General features: G+C 77.4%; 16 protein-coding genes. 9 read left to right on the forward strand and 7 right to left on the reverse strand.

Annotation, left to right across the window (positions count from 1 at the left end; translation table 11 throughout):
* Nucleotides 1–38 precede the first annotated feature (38 nt).
* From ACI79L_RS08290 to mug, 3 genes are read left to right on the forward strand one after another with little or no spacing between them, the layout of a single operon-like run.
* Nucleotides 39–674, forward strand: coding sequence for a hypothetical protein (locus ACI79L_RS08290; protein ID WP_456936322.1), 636 nt, complete (start codon nucleotides 39–41; stop codon nucleotides 672–674).
* Nucleotides 667–1,455 (forward strand): alpha/beta hydrolase, encoded by a 789-nt coding sequence (locus ACI79L_RS08295; RefSeq protein WP_456936323.1) that lies wholly within the window; start codon nucleotides 667–669, stop codon nucleotides 1,453–1,455. Before ACI79L_RS08290 ends, ACI79L_RS08295 begins: the two co-directional genes overlap by 8 nt.
* Nucleotides 1,452–1,982, forward strand: a complete 531-nt coding sequence (gene mug / locus ACI79L_RS08300) for a G/U mismatch-specific DNA glycosylase (protein WP_456936324.1) — start codon at nucleotides 1,452–1,454, stop codon at nucleotides 1,980–1,982. The genes ACI79L_RS08295 and mug overlap by 4 nt, the downstream gene beginning before the upstream one ends.
* On the opposite strand, the gene ACI79L_RS08305 is transcribed toward mug, so the two are convergent.
* Nucleotides 1,979–4,867 carry a BTAD domain-containing putative transcriptional regulator gene (locus ACI79L_RS08305; RefSeq protein WP_456936325.1) on the reverse strand — a complete coding sequence of 963 codons (2,889 nt, stop codon included), beginning with the start codon at nucleotides 4,865–4,867 and terminating at the stop codon, nucleotides 1,979–1,981. The two genes, mug and ACI79L_RS08305, sit on opposite strands and share 4 nt — an antisense overlap.
* A 174-nt stretch (nucleotides 4,868–5,041) precedes the next feature.
* Here ACI79L_RS08305 and ACI79L_RS08310 point away from each other — a divergent pair, with 174 nt between their 5' ends.
* On the forward strand, nucleotides 5,042–6,349 hold the full coding sequence (locus ACI79L_RS08310) for an FAD-binding oxidoreductase (protein WP_456936326.1): 1,308 nt from the start codon (nucleotides 5,042–5,044) through the stop codon (nucleotides 6,347–6,349).
* 280 nt (nucleotides 6,350–6,629) lie between these two features.
* On the opposite strand, the gene ACI79L_RS08315 is transcribed toward ACI79L_RS08310, so the two are convergent.
* Together ACI79L_RS08315 and ACI79L_RS08320 are read right to left on the reverse strand one after the other, a co-directional pair.
* Complete coding sequence (locus ACI79L_RS08315) at nucleotides 6,630–6,926, reverse strand: hypothetical protein (protein WP_456936327.1); 297 nt, start codon at nucleotides 6,924–6,926, stop codon at nucleotides 6,630–6,632.
* A 26-nt stretch (nucleotides 6,927–6,952) separates the two neighbouring features.
* Nucleotides 6,953–8,209 (reverse strand): globin domain-containing protein, encoded by a 1,257-nt coding sequence (locus tag ACI79L_RS08320; protein WP_456936328.1) that lies wholly within the window; start codon nucleotides 8,207–8,209, stop codon nucleotides 6,953–6,955.
* A 254-nt stretch (nucleotides 8,210–8,463) separates the two neighbouring features.
* On the opposite strand from ACI79L_RS08320, the gene ACI79L_RS08325 reads away from it, so the two are divergent.
* From ACI79L_RS08325 to ACI79L_RS08335, 3 genes are read left to right on the forward strand one after another with little or no spacing between them, the layout of a single operon-like run.
* A complete protein-coding gene (locus tag ACI79L_RS08325; protein WP_456936329.1) occupies nucleotides 8,464–9,588 on the forward strand; it encodes a globin domain-containing protein in 1,125 nt (374 codons plus the stop codon).
* Nucleotides 9,585–10,391, forward strand: a complete 807-nt coding sequence (locus ACI79L_RS08330) for a DivIVA domain-containing protein (RefSeq protein ID WP_456936330.1) — start codon at nucleotides 9,585–9,587, stop codon at nucleotides 10,389–10,391. The genes ACI79L_RS08325 and ACI79L_RS08330 overlap by 4 nt, the downstream gene beginning before the upstream one ends.
* A gap of 51 nt (nucleotides 10,392–10,442) precedes the next feature.
* Entirely contained in the window at nucleotides 10,443–12,068 is a 1,626-nt protein-coding gene (locus ACI79L_RS08335) for a bifunctional 3'-5' exonuclease/DNA polymerase (protein ID WP_456936331.1), read from the forward strand.
* 17 nt (nucleotides 12,069–12,085) lie between these two features.
* On the opposite strand, the gene ACI79L_RS08340 is transcribed toward ACI79L_RS08335, so the two are convergent.
* Nucleotides 12,086–12,238 (reverse strand): hypothetical protein, encoded by a 153-nt coding sequence (locus ACI79L_RS08340; RefSeq protein ID WP_456936332.1) that lies wholly within the window; start codon nucleotides 12,236–12,238, stop codon nucleotides 12,086–12,088.
* 176 nt (nucleotides 12,239–12,414) lie between these two features.
* On the opposite strand from ACI79L_RS08340, the gene ACI79L_RS08345 reads away from it, so the two are divergent.
* Both ACI79L_RS08345 and ACI79L_RS08350 read left to right on the forward strand, forming a co-directional pair.
* Nucleotides 12,415–12,864 carry a DUF5709 domain-containing protein gene (locus tag ACI79L_RS08345; RefSeq protein WP_456936333.1) on the forward strand — a complete coding sequence of 150 codons (450 nt, stop codon included), beginning with the start codon at nucleotides 12,415–12,417 and terminating at the stop codon, nucleotides 12,862–12,864.
* Nucleotides 12,865–13,013: 149 nt separating this feature from the next.
* Nucleotides 13,014–13,829 carry a DUF4839 domain-containing protein gene (locus ACI79L_RS08350; protein ID WP_456936334.1) on the forward strand — a complete coding sequence of 272 codons (816 nt, stop codon included), beginning with the start codon at nucleotides 13,014–13,016 and terminating at the stop codon, nucleotides 13,827–13,829.
* Between the two features lie 52 nt (nucleotides 13,830–13,881).
* Here the strand turns inward: ACI79L_RS08350 and ACI79L_RS08355 are convergent, their stop codons facing one another.
* From ACI79L_RS08355 to paaD, 3 genes are read right to left on the reverse strand one after another with little or no spacing between them, the layout of a single operon-like run.
* A complete protein-coding gene (locus tag ACI79L_RS08355; protein ID WP_456936335.1) occupies nucleotides 13,882–14,283 on the reverse strand; it encodes a thioesterase family protein in 402 nt (133 codons plus the stop codon).
* A 6-nt stretch (nucleotides 14,284–14,289) separates the two neighbouring features.
* Complete coding sequence (gene paaE, locus ACI79L_RS08360) at nucleotides 14,290–15,366, reverse strand: 1,2-phenylacetyl-CoA epoxidase subunit PaaE (protein ID WP_456936336.1); 1,077 nt, start codon at nucleotides 15,364–15,366, stop codon at nucleotides 14,290–14,292.
* Nucleotides 15,367–15,867 carry a 1,2-phenylacetyl-CoA epoxidase subunit PaaD gene (gene paaD / locus ACI79L_RS08365; protein WP_456936337.1) on the reverse strand — a complete coding sequence of 167 codons (501 nt, stop codon included), beginning with the start codon at nucleotides 15,865–15,867 and terminating at the stop codon, nucleotides 15,367–15,369. It abuts the gene before it with no gap.
* Nucleotides 15,868–15,870 lie beyond the last annotated feature (3 nt).

Raw genomic sequence — 15,870 nt, forward strand, 5'->3', positions numbered from 1 at the left:
CGGAGCGACCCGCCCACCGGGCGGGGTGGGGCGGGCACGTGGACGTCCGCAGGCTGGTGATGGGGGACTGGACGCCGGTGCTGAGGGACGGCATCGACGTCCTGCGGCTCGTGCTGCTCGCGGGCGGGGTCACCTACGCGCTGGCCGGCCGGGCCGGGGACGCGGCGGTCCTGCTGTTCCTCGGGGCGGTGACCGTCCTGGCGCGGCTGGTCGACCTGCCGCGGGTGTACGACCTCGCGCTGACCATGGGGATGGTCCTGCAGGGGTTCGGCGAGACGCTGGGCCTCTACGACCGGTTCGTCCGCTTCGACGACCTGGTGCACGTCACGCTGCCGATGCTCACCGCGCCCGTCGTCTACATCGCGCTCGCCCGCCTCGACGTCGTCCCCGACCCCCGCGACGAGACCCACCTGCGCCACTACGTCGGGATCGCGGTCGTGACGACGGCGCTCGGCGTCACGATCGGGGCGCTGTGGGAGGTGTACGAGTGGCGGTCCGACGCCTGGTTCGGCACGCGGCTGTCGGAGGGCAACGACGACACCAACGGCGACCTCGTCCGCGACACCCTCGGGTCCCTGGTCGGTGCGGCGCTGCTGGTGGCGTGGGCCCGCTTCGGGTGGGGGTCGGTCCGCCGGATCCCGGGGGTGAACACCCACGAGGAGGTCAGTGCCTGAGCGGCACCCGTGCACCGCGCTCTCGCGCCGGCGGCTGCTCCTGACGGCGGGCCGGGTCGCCGGGGCGGCCCTCCTGGGCGGCTGCGCGGCCCGGCTCCCCGGAGCACCCGGTACCGACGGGGCCGCCGGCCTGACCGCACGCCCGACCGCTCCACCGGACCTCCCGCCGCCGCCCCCGGGCACCTCCGCCTTCGGCCTGGAGGAGACGCGCGACCCCCTGCTGCACGTGCCCGCGGGCGGGGTCGCCGGCCCGGCGACGCTCGTCGTCGTCCTGCACGGGGACGCCGAGGCCGGCCTGGGGCTGCTGCGGTCGCCGGCCGACGAGCGCGGCCTGGTGCTGCTCGCCCCCGCCTCCCGGGGCTCCACCGGGGACGCCGTGCGGCGGGGCTCCGGGCCCGACGTCGCCGGGATCGACCGCGCGCTGACCGCCGTCCTCCGGCGGGTGCCGGTCGACCCCGGCCGGGTCGCCGTCGCGGGCTTCTCCGACGGCGCGTCCTGCGCGCTGGGACTGGGGCTGGCCAACGGCCGGCTGTTCCGGCGGGTCGTCGCCTTCTCCCCGGGGTCCGTGCCGCCGGCGACGCGCACGGGACAGCCGTCGGTCTTCGTGTCCCACGGGACCGGCGACGAGGTCCTGCCCGTCGCGCGGACCAGCCGCGAGATCGTCCCCGCCCTCCGCGCCGACGGGTACGACGTCACCTACCGGGAGTTCGACGGCGGCCACGGGGTCCCGCCCGACGTCGCCCGCGAGGCGGTCGACCGGCTCGGCGGAGGGAGGAGGTGACCGGGTCCGCACCCGGGGGAGCGGGGAAGCCGCTGCCCGACGTCGTGGCCCCCGGCCTGGACGTCCTGTTCTGCGGCATCAACCCGTCGCTGCTGTCGGCCGAGCGCGGCCACCACTTCGCCCGCCCGGGCAACCGGTTCTGGCCCGCGCTGCACCTGGCCGGGCTCACCCCGCGCCGGCTGGCGCCGGAGGAGGACCGCGAGCTGCTGCGGTACGGGCTGGGGGTGACCAACCTGGTGGACCGGCCGACGCGGACGGCGGCCGAGCTGACGGCCGACGAGCTGCGGGCGGGCGCGGCGGCGCTGGCCGGCCTGGTCGCGCGGTGCCGGCCGCGGGTGCTGGCGGTGCTCGGGCTCACCGCCTGGCGGCTGGCCACCGGCGCGCCCCGGGCGGGCTGGGGCCGCCAGCCGGTGGCGATCGGCGGTGCCGAGACGTGGGTGCTGCCCAACCCGAGCGGGCTGAACGCGCACTTCCAGCTGCCCGACCTCGCCCGGCTGTACGCCGGGCTGCGGCCGCCGGCCGGCTAGCGGACCGGGTCGGCGGCGCGGGTCTCCGCGGCGAGCCGGCCCACCATCGTCACCGCCTCGCCGCGGTCGAGGGCCGCGCCCTCGGCCAGCGCGGTGTCGTACTCGACCTCGTCGAGGGCCTCGCGGGTGGCGGTGACGTAGCGCTGCCCGTCCAGCGGGTCCATGCGCAGCGGGTCGTAGCCGACCTGCCGGGCGACGGCCTGCACCGCGCCGAGCAGCACCGCGGCGGTGCGCGGCCGGCCCGCGGCGGTGACCGCGCCGACGGCGGCCAGCAGCCCGGCGAGGGTGCCGGTGGCGTCGCCCTCGCGGTGGGTCAGCTCGACCATCGCCCACAGGTCGGCCAGCGCCTCCGCGGCCCGGCCGACGTCGGTGAGCGCCTTCGCCCGGATCCACAGCACCGAGGAGTGCGCCCACGAGTGGCCCAGCCGCAGCGCGAGCTGCTCGGCGCGGCCGAGGTGCTCCAGCGCGCCGTCGAGGTCGCCGGCGGCCCGCGAGAACTGGCCGAGGGTCATCGCGATCTCGACCTGCACCCACTCGATGCCCGACGCCTGCGCCAGCGCGAGGCCGCGGGCGATGTCCGCCGCGACCTCGCCGTCGGGGTCGGGCTGGCCGAGCAGCGCCCGGACGAAGCCGCGCAGCACCAGGGCGAGGGGCAGCACCGGGTCGGCGTCGTCGGCGGTCTCGGCGATCTCGCTGGTCCGCTCCCACAGCGAGGGCACGTCGCCGGACAGGTAGGCCAGCAGCGCGTCCGCGAGCAGCGCGCCGCTGCGGACGCCGGCCGGCGCGCCGGGGGTGGTGTCCAGCGCGGCGGCCAGCCAGCGGCGGCCCTCCTGCACGTGGCCGCGGCGGTACCAGTACCAGCCCAGCGCCCCGCCGATCCGCAGCGCGGCCTCGCCCTGCCCGGTGGCCAGCGCGTGCCCGAGCGCCGCCCGCAGCGCCGGCTGCTCGACGTCGAGCCGGCGGGCGCTCTCGGTCCACTGCGGGCTGCGCAGCGTCGGCTCCAGCCGCTCGGTGAGCGCCACGGCGAAGCCGGTGAGCCGGTCGCGCAGCCGCCGGGACGCCGCCTCGTCCAGCGCCTGCTCGGCGTACTGCCGCAGCGTCTCGAGCATCCGGTAGCGCCCGGCCGCGTGGTCGAGCTCGACCAGCGACTTGGCCACCAGCACCCGCAGCAGCTCCAGCGCCCGGCCGTCGACCTCCGGCCCGGCCACCGCCTCGACCAGGTCCGGGCCGAAGGTGCCGGGCAGCACCGAGACGGCCTGGAAGACGGCGAGCTCGGCGGGGGCGAGCAGGTCGACGCTCCACTGCACGGTGGCCGCGAGCGTGCGCTGGTGCGGCACCGCGGTGCGCCAGCCGCCCGACAGCAGGGCGAACCGGTCGTCGACCCGGCCGGCGACCTCGGCCAGCGGCAGGGTGGTGAGGCAGGCGGCGGCCAGCTCGACCGCCAGCGGCAGGCCGTCGAGGGCGGCGACCAGCTCGCGGACGTGGCCCAGGTCCTCCGCGGAGGGGTCGGCCAGGTGCGGGGCGGCCAGCCGGGCGCGGTCGAGGAACAGCCGTTCGGCGTCGCTGCCGGGCGCGTCGGCGGGCATCGGGCCGCAGGGCAGCACCGCCTCGCCCGGCAGCCCGAGCGGCTCGCGGGAGGTGGCCAGCACCTGCAGCTCGGGGCAGCGGGGGAGCAGGGCGGCGCACACCGCCGCGGCGGCGTCGACGACGTGCTCGCAGTTGTCCAGGACCAGCAGCAGCGGCCGGTCCTGCAGCGCGGTGGCGACGGCGCCCAGCGGGTCCCCGCCGGCCAGCGTCACGCCCAGCACGGTGGCCACCTGCCCGGCGACCAGCTCGGGGTCCTCGACGCCGGCCAGCTCGACCAGCGCGGCCGGCGGCGACCCGGCCGGCCGGCGGCGCGCGGCCTCCAGCGCCAGCCGCGTCTTGCCGCTGCCGCCGGGCCCGACCAGCGTGACCAGCCGCTGCCCGGACAGCGCGGCGGCCAGCCGGCCGAGCTCGGCGGTGCGGCCGACGAAGGCGGTGAGCGGGACCGGCAGGGGGCCCAGCGCCCGCACCGCAGGCGGCGCCGGGGGAGCCGGCGCGGGCTCCGGCGCCGGGGCGGCCGGCGCCGGGACGGGCCCGGCCAGCGCCGGGTCCTGGCGCAGGATCTGCTCGTACAGCGACTGCAGGGGCCGGCCCGGGTCGACGCCCAGCCCGTCGGCCAGCAGCCGGCGGCCCTCGTCGTAGACCTCGAGCGCCTGCGCCTGCCGGCCGCTGCGGTACAGCGCCAGCATCAGCGAGGCCCGCAGCCCCTCGCGCAGCGGCTCCGCGCGCAGCAGCTCCCGGACGTCGTCGACGATCTCGGCGTGCCGGCCCAGCCGCAGGTCCAGCTCGGCGGCCAGCTCCCGGGCCGCCAGCCGCAGCTGCTCGAGCCGCTCGGACTCCTCGGCGGCGAAGGTGGCCGCGACGTCGGCGTAGGCCGGGCCGCGCCACAGCGCCAGCCCCTCGGCGACCGCCGCGCGGGCGCCCTCGGCGTCGCCGCGGGCGGCGAGGTCGCGGGCCGTGCGCAGCAGCTGGGCGAAGCGGAACGCGTCGACGTCCTCGGGGGCGACCTCGAGGCGGTAGCCGGGCTCGCGGGTGACCAGCAGCGTCCAGCGGCCGCCGGTGACGTCGGGCTCCAGCTCCCGGCGCAGCCGGGACACGATCGACTGCAGGGTGGCCGACACGGCCGTGGGCGGCTGGCCGCTCCACACGCGGTCGACCAGCAGGTCGACGGGGACGGTCCGCCCGGCGTCGACCAGCAGCGCGGCCAGGACGGCGCGGTGGCGCGGGGACTGCGGGGCGAGGAGCTGCCCGTCGCGCCAGACCTCCACGGGTCCGAGCACGCGGTACGAGGTGGCGGTCATCGCCGCGCAGGCTAGGTGCCCGGACACGCCCGCGGGGGTGACCGCGACGCCCCGTGACCTGCCGGTGACCTCCCGGGAGCGCGCGTGACCTGCTGCCCAAGCGGCCGCCAAGGGGACACCAAGGACCGCCGACCACCCTCCGGGTGCACCGATCCCCGCACCTGGAGACGCCCCGTGAGCACCCTGTCCGTCCCCTCGCCGCCCCCGGACCGCACCGTGGACCCGCGGCCGGCCGTCCTGCCGCCCGACCTGACCGCCGCCCTGCGCGCCCGCCTCTCGCCGGCGGCCGGCCTCGCCGACGGGGCGGTGGTGCGGGTCGCGGAGGACGCCGACGTCGTGGCCGCGCTGCGGCTCGCCGGCCGGCACGGGGTGGCCGTGGCCGTCCGGGCGCCCGGCCGCAGCGGGGACGCCGCCCGCGCGCTGCTGGTGGACCCCGCCGGGCTGGACGGGGTGAGCGTGTCGCCCGCCGGCTGGGCGCGGGTCGGCGCCGGCGTGCGCTGGCGGGACCTGGCGGCGGCGGCCGCCGGGCACGGGCTGACCCCGATCACCGGGTCCTCGGCCGCGGAGCGGGTCGCGGACACGGTCACCGGCGGCGGCGTCGGCCCGCTGGCCCGGACCTACGGCCTGGCCGGGGACCGGGTGCGGGCGGTGGAGGTGGTCACCGGCGACGGCGTGCTGCGCCGGGTCACCCCCACCGACGGCGCCGACCTGTACTGGGGCGTCCGCGGCGGCGGCGCGGCGCTCGGCGTGGTCACCGCCGTGGAACTGGACCTGCTCGCCGCCGGGCCGCGGTGGGGCGGCGAGCTGCGCTGGTCCGCGGCCGACGGCGCGCGGGTGGCGGAGGCGTGGCGCACCTGGTCGGCGGCGCTGCCGCCGCAGGCGGGCACCTCGCTGGTGCTCACCCGGCCGGCGCGGGGCGAGGCGTCGGTGGCCGTCCGGTTCGCCTGGGCCGGCGAGGCCGACGACGGCGAGGGGCTGCTCGGCGTGCTGCGCACGGCCGCGCCTCCGCTGGCGGCCGACCTGGCGCCGCGGGGACCGGCGGGCCTGGCCCCGCCCGCGCTCGAGGCCGGGGTGGAGTCCTCGCTGCTGCTCGACCGCCTCTCCGACGGCGCGGTCGCGGGGCTGCTGCGCGCGGCGGACGGGAGCCGGCCGCGCACGGTCGAGGTGCGGCTGCTCGGCGGCGCGCTCGGCTGGGTGCCGCAGCAGCCGAGCGCGGTCTGCCACCGCGACGCGCGGCTGGCGGTGCGGGTGGCCGGCGGCGCCGGCGCCGAGGACCGGGCGGCCACCCGGGCCTGCGCGGAGGAGCTGGCCGCCGCGCTCGGCGGCGACCTCGGCGACCGGGGTCCGGCACACGGCTGGGGAACGGCGCCGGACGTGCTGGCCCGCACCCCCACGCCCGCCGTCCGGGAGCGGCTGGCCGGGCTGGCCGCGACCACCGACCCGCACCGCATCCTCGAGGGCGCGGCGGGCCGGCGGGCGTGACCGGCGGGGCGGGGAGGCCGGGCCTCCCCGCCCCGGTCGCTCAGCGGGTCCCGGGCCGCGCGGGCGTCCCGGCGTTGAACACCTGCAGCGTGTAGGCGTCGAAGCGCCGCAGCCAGCTGCGCAGGTGGCGGCGGGAAGTCGTGCTCGTGGTCGTGCTCATGGCGTCTCCTCGAGGTGGGTCCGGGGGACGTCGTCGTCCGTCGGCCGCGGGTGCGGCCGTCTCCCACGGTCCCCGCCGCGTGTGAAGCCCAGGTGAACGGAGGCCGTGACGCTCGTCGCGTCAGACCGCGCGTCCGGCCAGGGACCGCCGCACCGGCTCGGACGGGCGCAGCACGACCTCGCGACCGCGCCCCGCCGCCGCCTCGAGGACGTCGGCGACGAGCTCGCGGCCCGAGGCCGACAGGGCGGTCACCGAGCGCGCGTCGACGACGTCGACGCGCACCGGCTCCAGGCCGTAGCAGCGCCAGAACGCCTCGACGGCGTCCGCGTCGACGACCCCGGCCAGGCAGAGGACCCGCCCGCCGGAGGTGTTGAGCAGGCGGACCACCCCGCGGCGGGCGGCGGCGGTCGGGGGCACCCGCCCAGTGTGCCCGGCCGCCCGGGCTACCGGGCCGCGCCGGCCGGCTCCGCGGTCGCCCCGGGCGCGGGCTCGGAGGCGAGGTCGGCCTGCCACAGGTCGGGGCCGAAGACCTCGTACTGGACGTCGCGGGGGGCGACGCCGCGGTCGACGAGGGCGCCGCGCAGCGCCCGCATGAACGGCAGCGGCCCGCACAGGTAGTAGGTGGCGTCCTCGGGCAGCTCGACGTCGTCGAGGTCCATCGTCCCGTCGTGCACGCCGTCGACGGGCAGCGAGGTCTGCGCGCCCCGCTCGAACCAGACGTGCGCCGCGGCGTGGGGCAGCCGGCCGACGTCGTGGAGCACCTGGTCGCGCAGCGCGAAGGAGTCCTCGTCGAGGTCGGCGTGCAGCAGCGTGACGGGCAGGGCGGAGCCCGCCGCGGCCAGGTGGGACAGCATCCCGGCCATCGGCGTGATCCCGATGCCGGCGCTGGCGAACACGACCGGGCGGCCGGAGTCGTCGAGGACGACGTCGCCGAAGGGCGCCGACAGCGTCAGCCGGTCGCCGACCTGGACCGAGTCGCACAGGTGGTTGGACACCTCGCCGTCGGGCTTGCCCCCGCCGTGCACCCGCTTGACGGAGAACTGGCGGTGCTGGCCGTCGTCGGCGCGGGTGAGGCTGTACTGGCGGGGCTGGCGCACGCCGTCGGGCAGCGGCACCTGCACGGTGCAGTACTGACCGGGCAGCGAGGTCTTCACCAGCCGGTCGTCGACCCGCCGGACCCGGAAGGTGACGACGTCGGCGGTCTCCTGGACCTTCTCTGCGACCTCCCACTCCCGCCACACGGTCTCCGGGCGGACGCCGTGGGCGCTGTACAGGCCGCGCTCCTGGTGGATCAGCGCGTAGGCCATGAGCCAGTAGACCTCGTCCCAGGCCGCGGCCACCTCGGGGGTGACCGCGTCACCGAGCACGTCGACGATGGCCCAGAACAGGTGCTCGTGGACGACGTCGTACTGGGCGGGCGTGATGCCCAGCGACGCGTGCTTGTGCGCGATCCGGTTCAGCAGCTGCTCGGGGAGCTGCTCCGGGTGCTTGACCAGCGTGCTCGCGAAGACCGCGACCGAGCCGGCCAGCGCGACCTGCTGCTCGCCGGTGGCCTGGTTGCCGCGGTTGAAGACGCCGTCGAACAGCTCGGGGTGGGTGCCGAACAGGTGCCCGTAGAAGCGGCGGGCGATCTCCTGGACGTTGTCCGCGACCACCGGCAGGGTCGCCTCGATCACGGGTCGGGATCGGTCAGACAGCATGGGGGCCTCCTCGGCCGGCCGACGGGCGAACGGTGAGCTGCTGAGCTCCCCGTGTCCGGGCCCGCCCGTCGTCGCCGTCCGCGGGGAGGGGTACCCCGGCGGCGCCCCCGCGACCGACCCTGCCAGGAGCGGGTCCGGAAATCGACCGGAGCGGTGTCGGAGAGGTCTAGCCGCCGTCCGGAGGCCTCGCTAGTGTGCCCCAGGTCACAGGCCGAGCCGACGGCACACGGGGGGCGACCGTGGACATACCTGCCATGCGAGCGAGCTTCGCCAAGGCCGCGGCCGCCGGGGACGAGGCGCCGCTGTGGTTCTACTCGCACCTGTTCCTCGCCCATCCCGAGACCCGGCAGATGTTCCCGGTCTCGATGGCACACCAGCGCGACCGGCTCTTCGCCGCGCTCGGCGAGGTGGTGGCGCGGGTCGACGACCTCGACTCCCTCGTGCCGATCCTGCAGCAGCTCGGCCGCGACCACCGCAAGTTCGGGACGGTGGCCGAGCACTACCCCGCGGTGGGAGCGAGCCTGCTGGCCACGCTCGCGCACTTCGACGAGGAGTGGAACGACGCGCTGGCCGCGGACTGGGCGGCGGCCTACGAGCTGGTCGCCTCGGTGATGGTCGCGGCCGCTGACGAGATGGCCGACGAGCCGCCGTGGTGGGACGCCGAGGTCACGGCGCACGAGCGGCGCACCGTCGACACCGCCGTCCTGCGACTGCGGACGAAGATCCCGCTGTCCTACCGCCCCGGGGAGTCGATCTCCCTGGAGACCGAGCTGCGGCCGCGGCTGTGGCGCTACTACTCGCCGGCCAACGCCTGCCGGCCCGACGGCGAGCTGGAGATCCACGCGAGGGCGCAGGCCGGCGGGCCGGTCAGCACCGCCCTGGTGCGGCAGGTGGACGTCGGGGACGTCCTGCGGCTCGGGCCCCCGGTGGACCACATGCAGTTCGACCCCGACTCCGATCGCGACCTGCTGCTGGTGGCAGGGGGGACGGGGCTGGCGCCGCTCAAGGCGATCGTCGACCACGTCGCCCGCAACGGCCCGCCCCGGCGGGTGGACCTCTTCGTCGGCGTCCGCGCCGAGAGCGACCTGTACGACCGGGCGGACCTGGCGCGGCTCGAGCGGGAGAACCCGTGGCTCACCGTCACCGCCGCCGTCTCCGAGGACGGGGACTCCGGACTGGCGCACGGCGACGTCGGCGAGGTGGTGGCGCGCTCCGGGCCGTGGGGCAGTCGCGAGGCCTACGTCGCCGGTCCCCGGCCGATGGTCGAGGACACCGTCGAGCGGCTGCTGCGGCACGGCCTGCCCCGGGACCGCATCCGCACCGAGGTGTTCGCCCCCAGCCGTCCCGGACCCGATGTCGATGGAGAGGTGACGTCATGACGACCCACCAGGTGGCCCCCGACGGCCGGCGGCTGACGCCCGCGGACGTGCGCGAGGTGCGGTTCACCCGGTCGTCGATGCTGCACCCGGGCTACAGCGACGCCGAGGTCGACCGGTTCCTGGACCGGGTGGGCGAGGAGCTGGCCCGCCTGCACGCGGAGAAGGCCGAGCTGCGCGGCCGGGTGCAGGAGCTGCAGGCCCAGGTCGGCGAGGAGAGGCCCCGGGAGGAGCCGACGGCGCAGGCCGTGAGCCTGCTCGCGGTCGCCCAGCAGACCGCGGACCAGTACGTGGCGGAGGCGGAGACGTTCAGCCGGGTCATGGTCAGCGAGGCGCAGCAGCAGTACGACGAGCAGCTGCAGTCCGCGCGCGAGAAGGTCGGCGCGATGATCCAGGCGGCCCACGAGGCCGCGGCCCGGATCGTCGCCGAGGGTGGTGTGCCGGCCGCACCGGAGGCCGCCCGTACCGCCGAGGAGCTGCAGGAGCAGGTGGCCTACCTGCAGGCGTTCGGCCAGGCGTGCCGGACGCAGCTGCGGTCCTACCTGGAGGCGCTGATCGGCGAGGTGGAGCGGGCGTGGGGCCACGCCGACCCGACGGCCGTGCCGGTGCTGGACTCCCGGGCCCCGGCGACCCGGCCGGCTCCGCCACCCGGCGCCCCGGCTCCCGGGGCCGGGCCCGCCCCGGCCCAGGAACCGCCCACGGTCGAGGCCGCCGCGGTGCTGCTCGGGGAGCAGTCGCTGGGTTCCGGGTCCGCCGACGCGGCGCCCGGGCAGGTGGCCACGGGGCCCGCCCGCGACCGGTCCTGACCCCCGCGGCGGTCCGGGGGAACCGTCGGCGCGCTCGGGCAGACTGCGGCGGTGGACCGGGTCCTGCTGCGCCGCCGCGGGGACGCGGTCGCGGTGCACGAGGCCGACGGCGCGGTCGCCGAGGTCCCCGCGGACGGCCTGGCCGCGCTGGTGCGGGAGCGCGAGCGGGCCGGCGTCCGGTGGGTGTGGGACGACACCACCCGCTGGTACCCGGCGCTGCTGGCCGCCGGCGTCCGCGTGGCGCGCTGCACCGACCTGCGGCTGTGCGCCGCCGTGCTGCGCGGCTCGCCGCACGCCGCTCCCGGGCCGGCGGCGGACCCGGGCTGGGCGGCGCTGGAGCCGGTGACCGCGGACGACCCGGCGCTGTTCGCCCTGGCCGACCCCGCCGACGCGCTCGACCCGGTCGCGGAGGACCGCCGCCAGCAGGCCGTGCTCGCCGCCTCCCCGCACCGCGCGCGGCTGGGCCTGCTGCTGGCCGCCGAGTCCTCCGGCGCGCTGGCCGCGGCGGAGATGACGCACGCCGGGATGCCGTGGCGGGCCGACGTGCACGACGCGCTGCTCGCCGGGCTGCTCGGCCCGCGCCCGGCGGCGGGCCTGCGGCCGGCGGTGCTGGAGGCGCTGGCCGGGGAGGTCCGCGCCGCGCTCGGCACCCCCGACCTCAACCCGGACTCGCCGGCCGCGCTGCTGCGGGCGCTGCAGGGGGCCGGGCTGCCCGTCGAGGACACCCGGTCCTGGACGCTGGAGCGGGTCGAGCACCCGGTCGTCGGGCCGCTGCTGGAGTACAAGCGGCTGGCCCGGCTGCTCGCGGCCAACGGCTGGAGCTGGCTGGACGCCTGGGTGCGCGGCGGCCGGTTCCGGCCGGTCTACCTGCCCGGCGGGGTGGTCACCGGGCGGTGGGCGTCGTCGGGCGGGGGCGCGCTGTCGGTGCCCGTGCAGGTGCGCCCGGCCGCCGTGGCCGACGACGGGTGGGCCCTGGTGGTGGCCGACGTCGCCCAGCTGGAGCCGCGGGTGCTCGCCGGCATGAGCGCCGACACCGCGCTGGCCGCCGCGGCCCGCTCGCGGGACCTGTACGCCGGCATGGTCGACGCCGGGGTGGTGGCCACCCGTGCGGAGGCCAAGGTCGGGGTGCTGGGCGCGCTCTACGGCGGCACCCGCGGCGAGAGCGGCCGGATGGTGCCGCGGCTGGCCCGCCGCTACCCGCGGGCGATCGGGCTGGTGGAGGAGGCGGCGCGGGCGGGGGAGCGCGGCGCGGTGGTGTCCACCCTGCTCGGCCGCGGCTCCCCGCCGCCGGGCGCCGCGTGGGCGGAGCGGGACGCCGACCTCGGCGAGGCGCCCGAGCCCCGCGGCCGCGACTCCGACCGCGCCCGGCGCGCGTGGGGGCGGTTCACCCGCAACTTCGTCGTGCAGGGGACCGGCGCGGAGTGGGCGCTGTGCTGGCTGGCCGACCTGCGCAACCGGCTCTGGCAGCTGGGGGAGGGGCGGCTGGAGGAGCGGCCGCACCTGGCGTACTTCCTGCACGACGAGGTCGTCGTGCACGCCCCGGCCGACCTGGCCGAGGACGTCGTCGCCGCGGTCCGGGCCGCCGCGGCCACCGCCGGGCGGTTGCTGTTCGGCGAGTTCCCGCTCGACTTCCCGCTGGACGTCGCGGTCGTGCGGTCGTGGGCCGACGCGGGCTGAGCGTCGGGCGGTGGCGATCAGGCGGCGGCGCTGGTCTCGAGCAGGCGCCGCAGCGCCTCCTCGAAGTACTCCTCGTAGAGGTCGCGGACGAGGTCGGTGCGGTCCTCGGCGACGGCGGCGTTGACCCGCCGGACGTAGTGCTCGTGCAGCGTGGTCATCGAGGTGTCCACGGCGGTCTCCCTGGAGGTCGGCTGCCTCCAGTGTCCGCCGGTGCGGGACGGCGCGGTCGCAGGTCGGACTGCTCGTTCGGTCACACGCGCGGCCCTCCCGCCCGGCCCGGCGCGGTGGCAGGGTGGGCTCGCCCCGGACAGCGCCGTCCGTCCCGCCCGCACCCGAGGAGCCCCCCGTGGACCGCGACCTCTACGGCACCGACGGCACCGACCCCGAGGAGGCCTCGGGCCTGCTCGAGGCCGAGGACACCCTCGAGGACCCCCGCCGCCCGCGCGACCTGGACACCGGCTGGTCGCCGCCGGAGCGGCCCTGGGGCGTGGACGACTGGGGCACCACCGAGCGGGAGGAGGCCACCGGCGAGAGCCTCGCCGGGCGGCTGGCCCGGGAGCTGCCGGACCGGTCCTGGGACGACGACGGTCCCGACGGCCTCGGTGACCTCGCCGGCGGCGACGGCGAGCTGCTCGACGACGAGGTCGGCGACGCCCGCGCGGGCCGGCTGGCCGAGGTCGGCGACGACGGTGTCGTCGACCGGGAGGACGAGCTGCTGGGCGAGGACCTGGGCATCGACGGCGGGGCGGCGTCGGCCGAGGAGGCGGCCGTCCACGTGGTGCGTGGCGACCGCTAGATCCCGCCCGCGGACAGTGCGGCGATCACTCCGGTGTCCTGTTCGCCTCGGGGGCACCAGAGTGAACCCGGGACCCCTGCATCACGCCTGTTCGGGTGTCACGGCGAACAGCCATGAGACCTCGGTGCAGCCACTTACTGTCGCTCACCGTGGCCGACGACCAGCAGTACGAGTTCACGAGCGTGCGGGCGATCCGCGGCACCGAGTCCAAGACGATCGCGAAGTGGCAGAAGGACGGCTGGGAGCTCGACAGCCAGAGCCAGGGGTCGCTGCTGCGCACGGAGTTGACGTTCCGTCGCGTGAAGCCGGAGACGCTCGGCACTCGGGTCTTGGCCGTCTTCCGTCGTCTGACGCCGAGAGCGCGGCTCGGTCTCGCGGGTGTGGCGGGCGGCGTGGTCCTGCTCGTGGTCGCCCTCGCGGTCGTCATCGGGCTGCGCGGTGGCGGCAGCGCCTCGGAGACCGCCGCATCAGCCAGCCAGACCGCCGTCGCGCCCAGCGAGCAGGTCTCCGACGCCGCACCGCGGGTGATCGAGGAGACGGAGCCGGCGGTCGTCCCCACTCAGCCCCCCGCTGAGGAGATCCTGACCGTCGGGAACAGCGCCGACCTCGCCGCGCTGCTGGGGGTGTCAGATCCGGCCGGTCAGACGGTCGTCGACTTCGCGACCAGGTACCGCGGGCAGCTCATCGAGTTCGACGGGAACGTCGCGAACATGCTCAACCACGGCGACTACGACACGCGATTCGACATCCTCCTGTACGCCGGGGACTACAGCGCGACGACGGCAGTCGGTCCGAACTTCCTCTTCCGTGACGTCAACACCACGAGCGACCTCCACTGGCAGGGTCCCAACATCCCGGCCACCATCGGCGCGGGCAACGACGTCCACGTCGTCGCCCGAGTGCTGGACTACAACAGCACGCAGCAGCTCCTCTTCCTCGATCCGGTCGCCACGCGAGCCAGGTGACCCCCTCGGCCCACTGCGCTGAGGCCGCCGTCCACGTGGTGCGCGGCGACCGCTAGCCGGTCGACGGCCGGGTGAGCCGGGCGGCGAGGACCTCCTCGGCGAGCACCGCCTGGCCGGTGGTGCCACGCCCCAGCTCGCGGCCGGCCGCGTCCTCGGCGCGGCACGCGCAGGTGACCTGGTTGCCCGCCACGCCGGTGCACGTCGCGGTGACCCGGAGCCGGTCGCCGGGCCAGGCCGGCGCCCGGTGCTCGACCGACACCGCCGTTCCGACCGCGGCCTCGCCCGGCTCCAGGTGGGCGAGCAGCAGCTTCCGGCCGGCCTCCTCGAAGTGCTTGGCCATCGCGTAGGTGGCGTAGACGGGGTGCACCGGGCCCAGCTCGTCGAAGTCGACGGTCATCGCCGCGGTGACGACGACGTCGAGGACCGCGGTCTCGCCGACGGCGACCGGGCGCACGGGGGGTCAGGCGTCGAAGTCGACGGTGACGGCGTCCGACCGCGGCAGCGCCTGGCAGGTCAGGACGTAGCCGGCGTCGACCTCGGCGGGCTCCAGCGCGTAGTTGCGGCGCATCTCCACCTCGCCGTCGGTCACCCGGGCCCGGCAGGTGCCGCAGACGCCGCCCTTGCAGGCGAACGGCAGGTCCGAGCGCACCCGCTGCGCGGAGTCCAGGACGGGGACGTCGCGGGGCAGCGCCAGCGTCGTCGTGCGGCCGTCCAGCACCACGGTGACCTGCGCGCTCGGGCCCGTCACCGTCTCCTCGTCGCCGCGCACCGGCTCGGGCGGGACGTCGTCGACGTAGAACAGCTCGTGGTGCACCTTCTCGGCGGGGACGCCGAGCTCGGCCAGCAGCGCGCGGGCGTCGGTGACCATCCCGTGCGGGCCGCACAGCCACCAGTGGTCCACGTGCTCGGCGTCGACGAGCGCGCCGACCAGCGTCCGCAGCCGGTCGCCGTCGAGCCGGCCGCTGGTCAGCTCGGTGTCGCGCGGCTCGCGGGACAGCACGTGCACCAGCTGCAGCCGGGGGCCGAAGCGGTCCTTGAGGTCGGCGAGCTCGTCGGCGAACATCACCGTGTTGGTGCGCCGGTTGCCGTAGAACACGGTGACGGTCGACGCGCCGTCGCGCAGCACGGTGCTCGCGAGGCTCAGCGCCGGGGTGATCCCGGAGCCGGCGACGACGAACACGTGGTCGGCCGGCCGCGACAGGTCGGCGGTGAAGGTGCCCGACGGCGGCAGCACCTCGATCGCGTCGCCGGGCCGCACCTCGTGCACCAGCCAGGAGGAGAAGAAGCCGCCGGGCACCTCCCGGACGCCGACCCGCGGCGGGGCGCCCACCGGCGCGCAGATCGAGTAGGAGCGGCGCTCGTCGCGGTCGCCGTCGACCCGCCGCAGGGTGAGGGCCTGACCGGGGCGGAACGCGTAGTCCTCGGCGAGGTCCTCGGGGACGTCGAAGGTGACCGCGACCGCGTCGTCGGTGAGCCGCTCGACGCTCGCGACCCGGAGCGGGTGGAACCGCGGACGGCGGCGGGCCGGTGCGCTCACTCAGATCTCCTTCACGTGCTCGAACGGCTCGCCGCAGGCCCGGCAGCGGCGCAGCGCCTTGCACGCCGTCGCGCCGAACTCGCTGATCTCGACGGTGTCGGGGGAGCCGCACAGCGGGCAGGCCGCCGTCCGGCGGGTCGGGCCGAGCTGCAGCGGGACCGGCCCCTCGGGGCGGACCGGCGCCTTGCCGGGCGGCGCGATGCCGGCCGCGGCGAGCTTGCGGCGGCCCTCCTCGGTGATCCAGTCGGTGCTCCACGCGGGGGAGAGCACGGTGCGCACCTCGACGTCGTCGAACCCGGCCGCGTGCAGCGCGTGCAGCAGGTCCGCGCGCATGACGCCCATGGCGGGGCAGCCGGTGTAGGTCGGGGTGATGTCGACGACGACGGTGTCCTCGTGCACGCGGACGTCGCGCAGCACCCCGAGGTCGGCGAGCGTGAGCGTGGGCAGCTCCGGGTCGGTGACGGTCTCGGCGACCGCCCGCGGGTCGGCAGAAATGGCCATTTC

This window comes from Geodermatophilus sp. SYSU D00684, assembly GCF_054050455.1.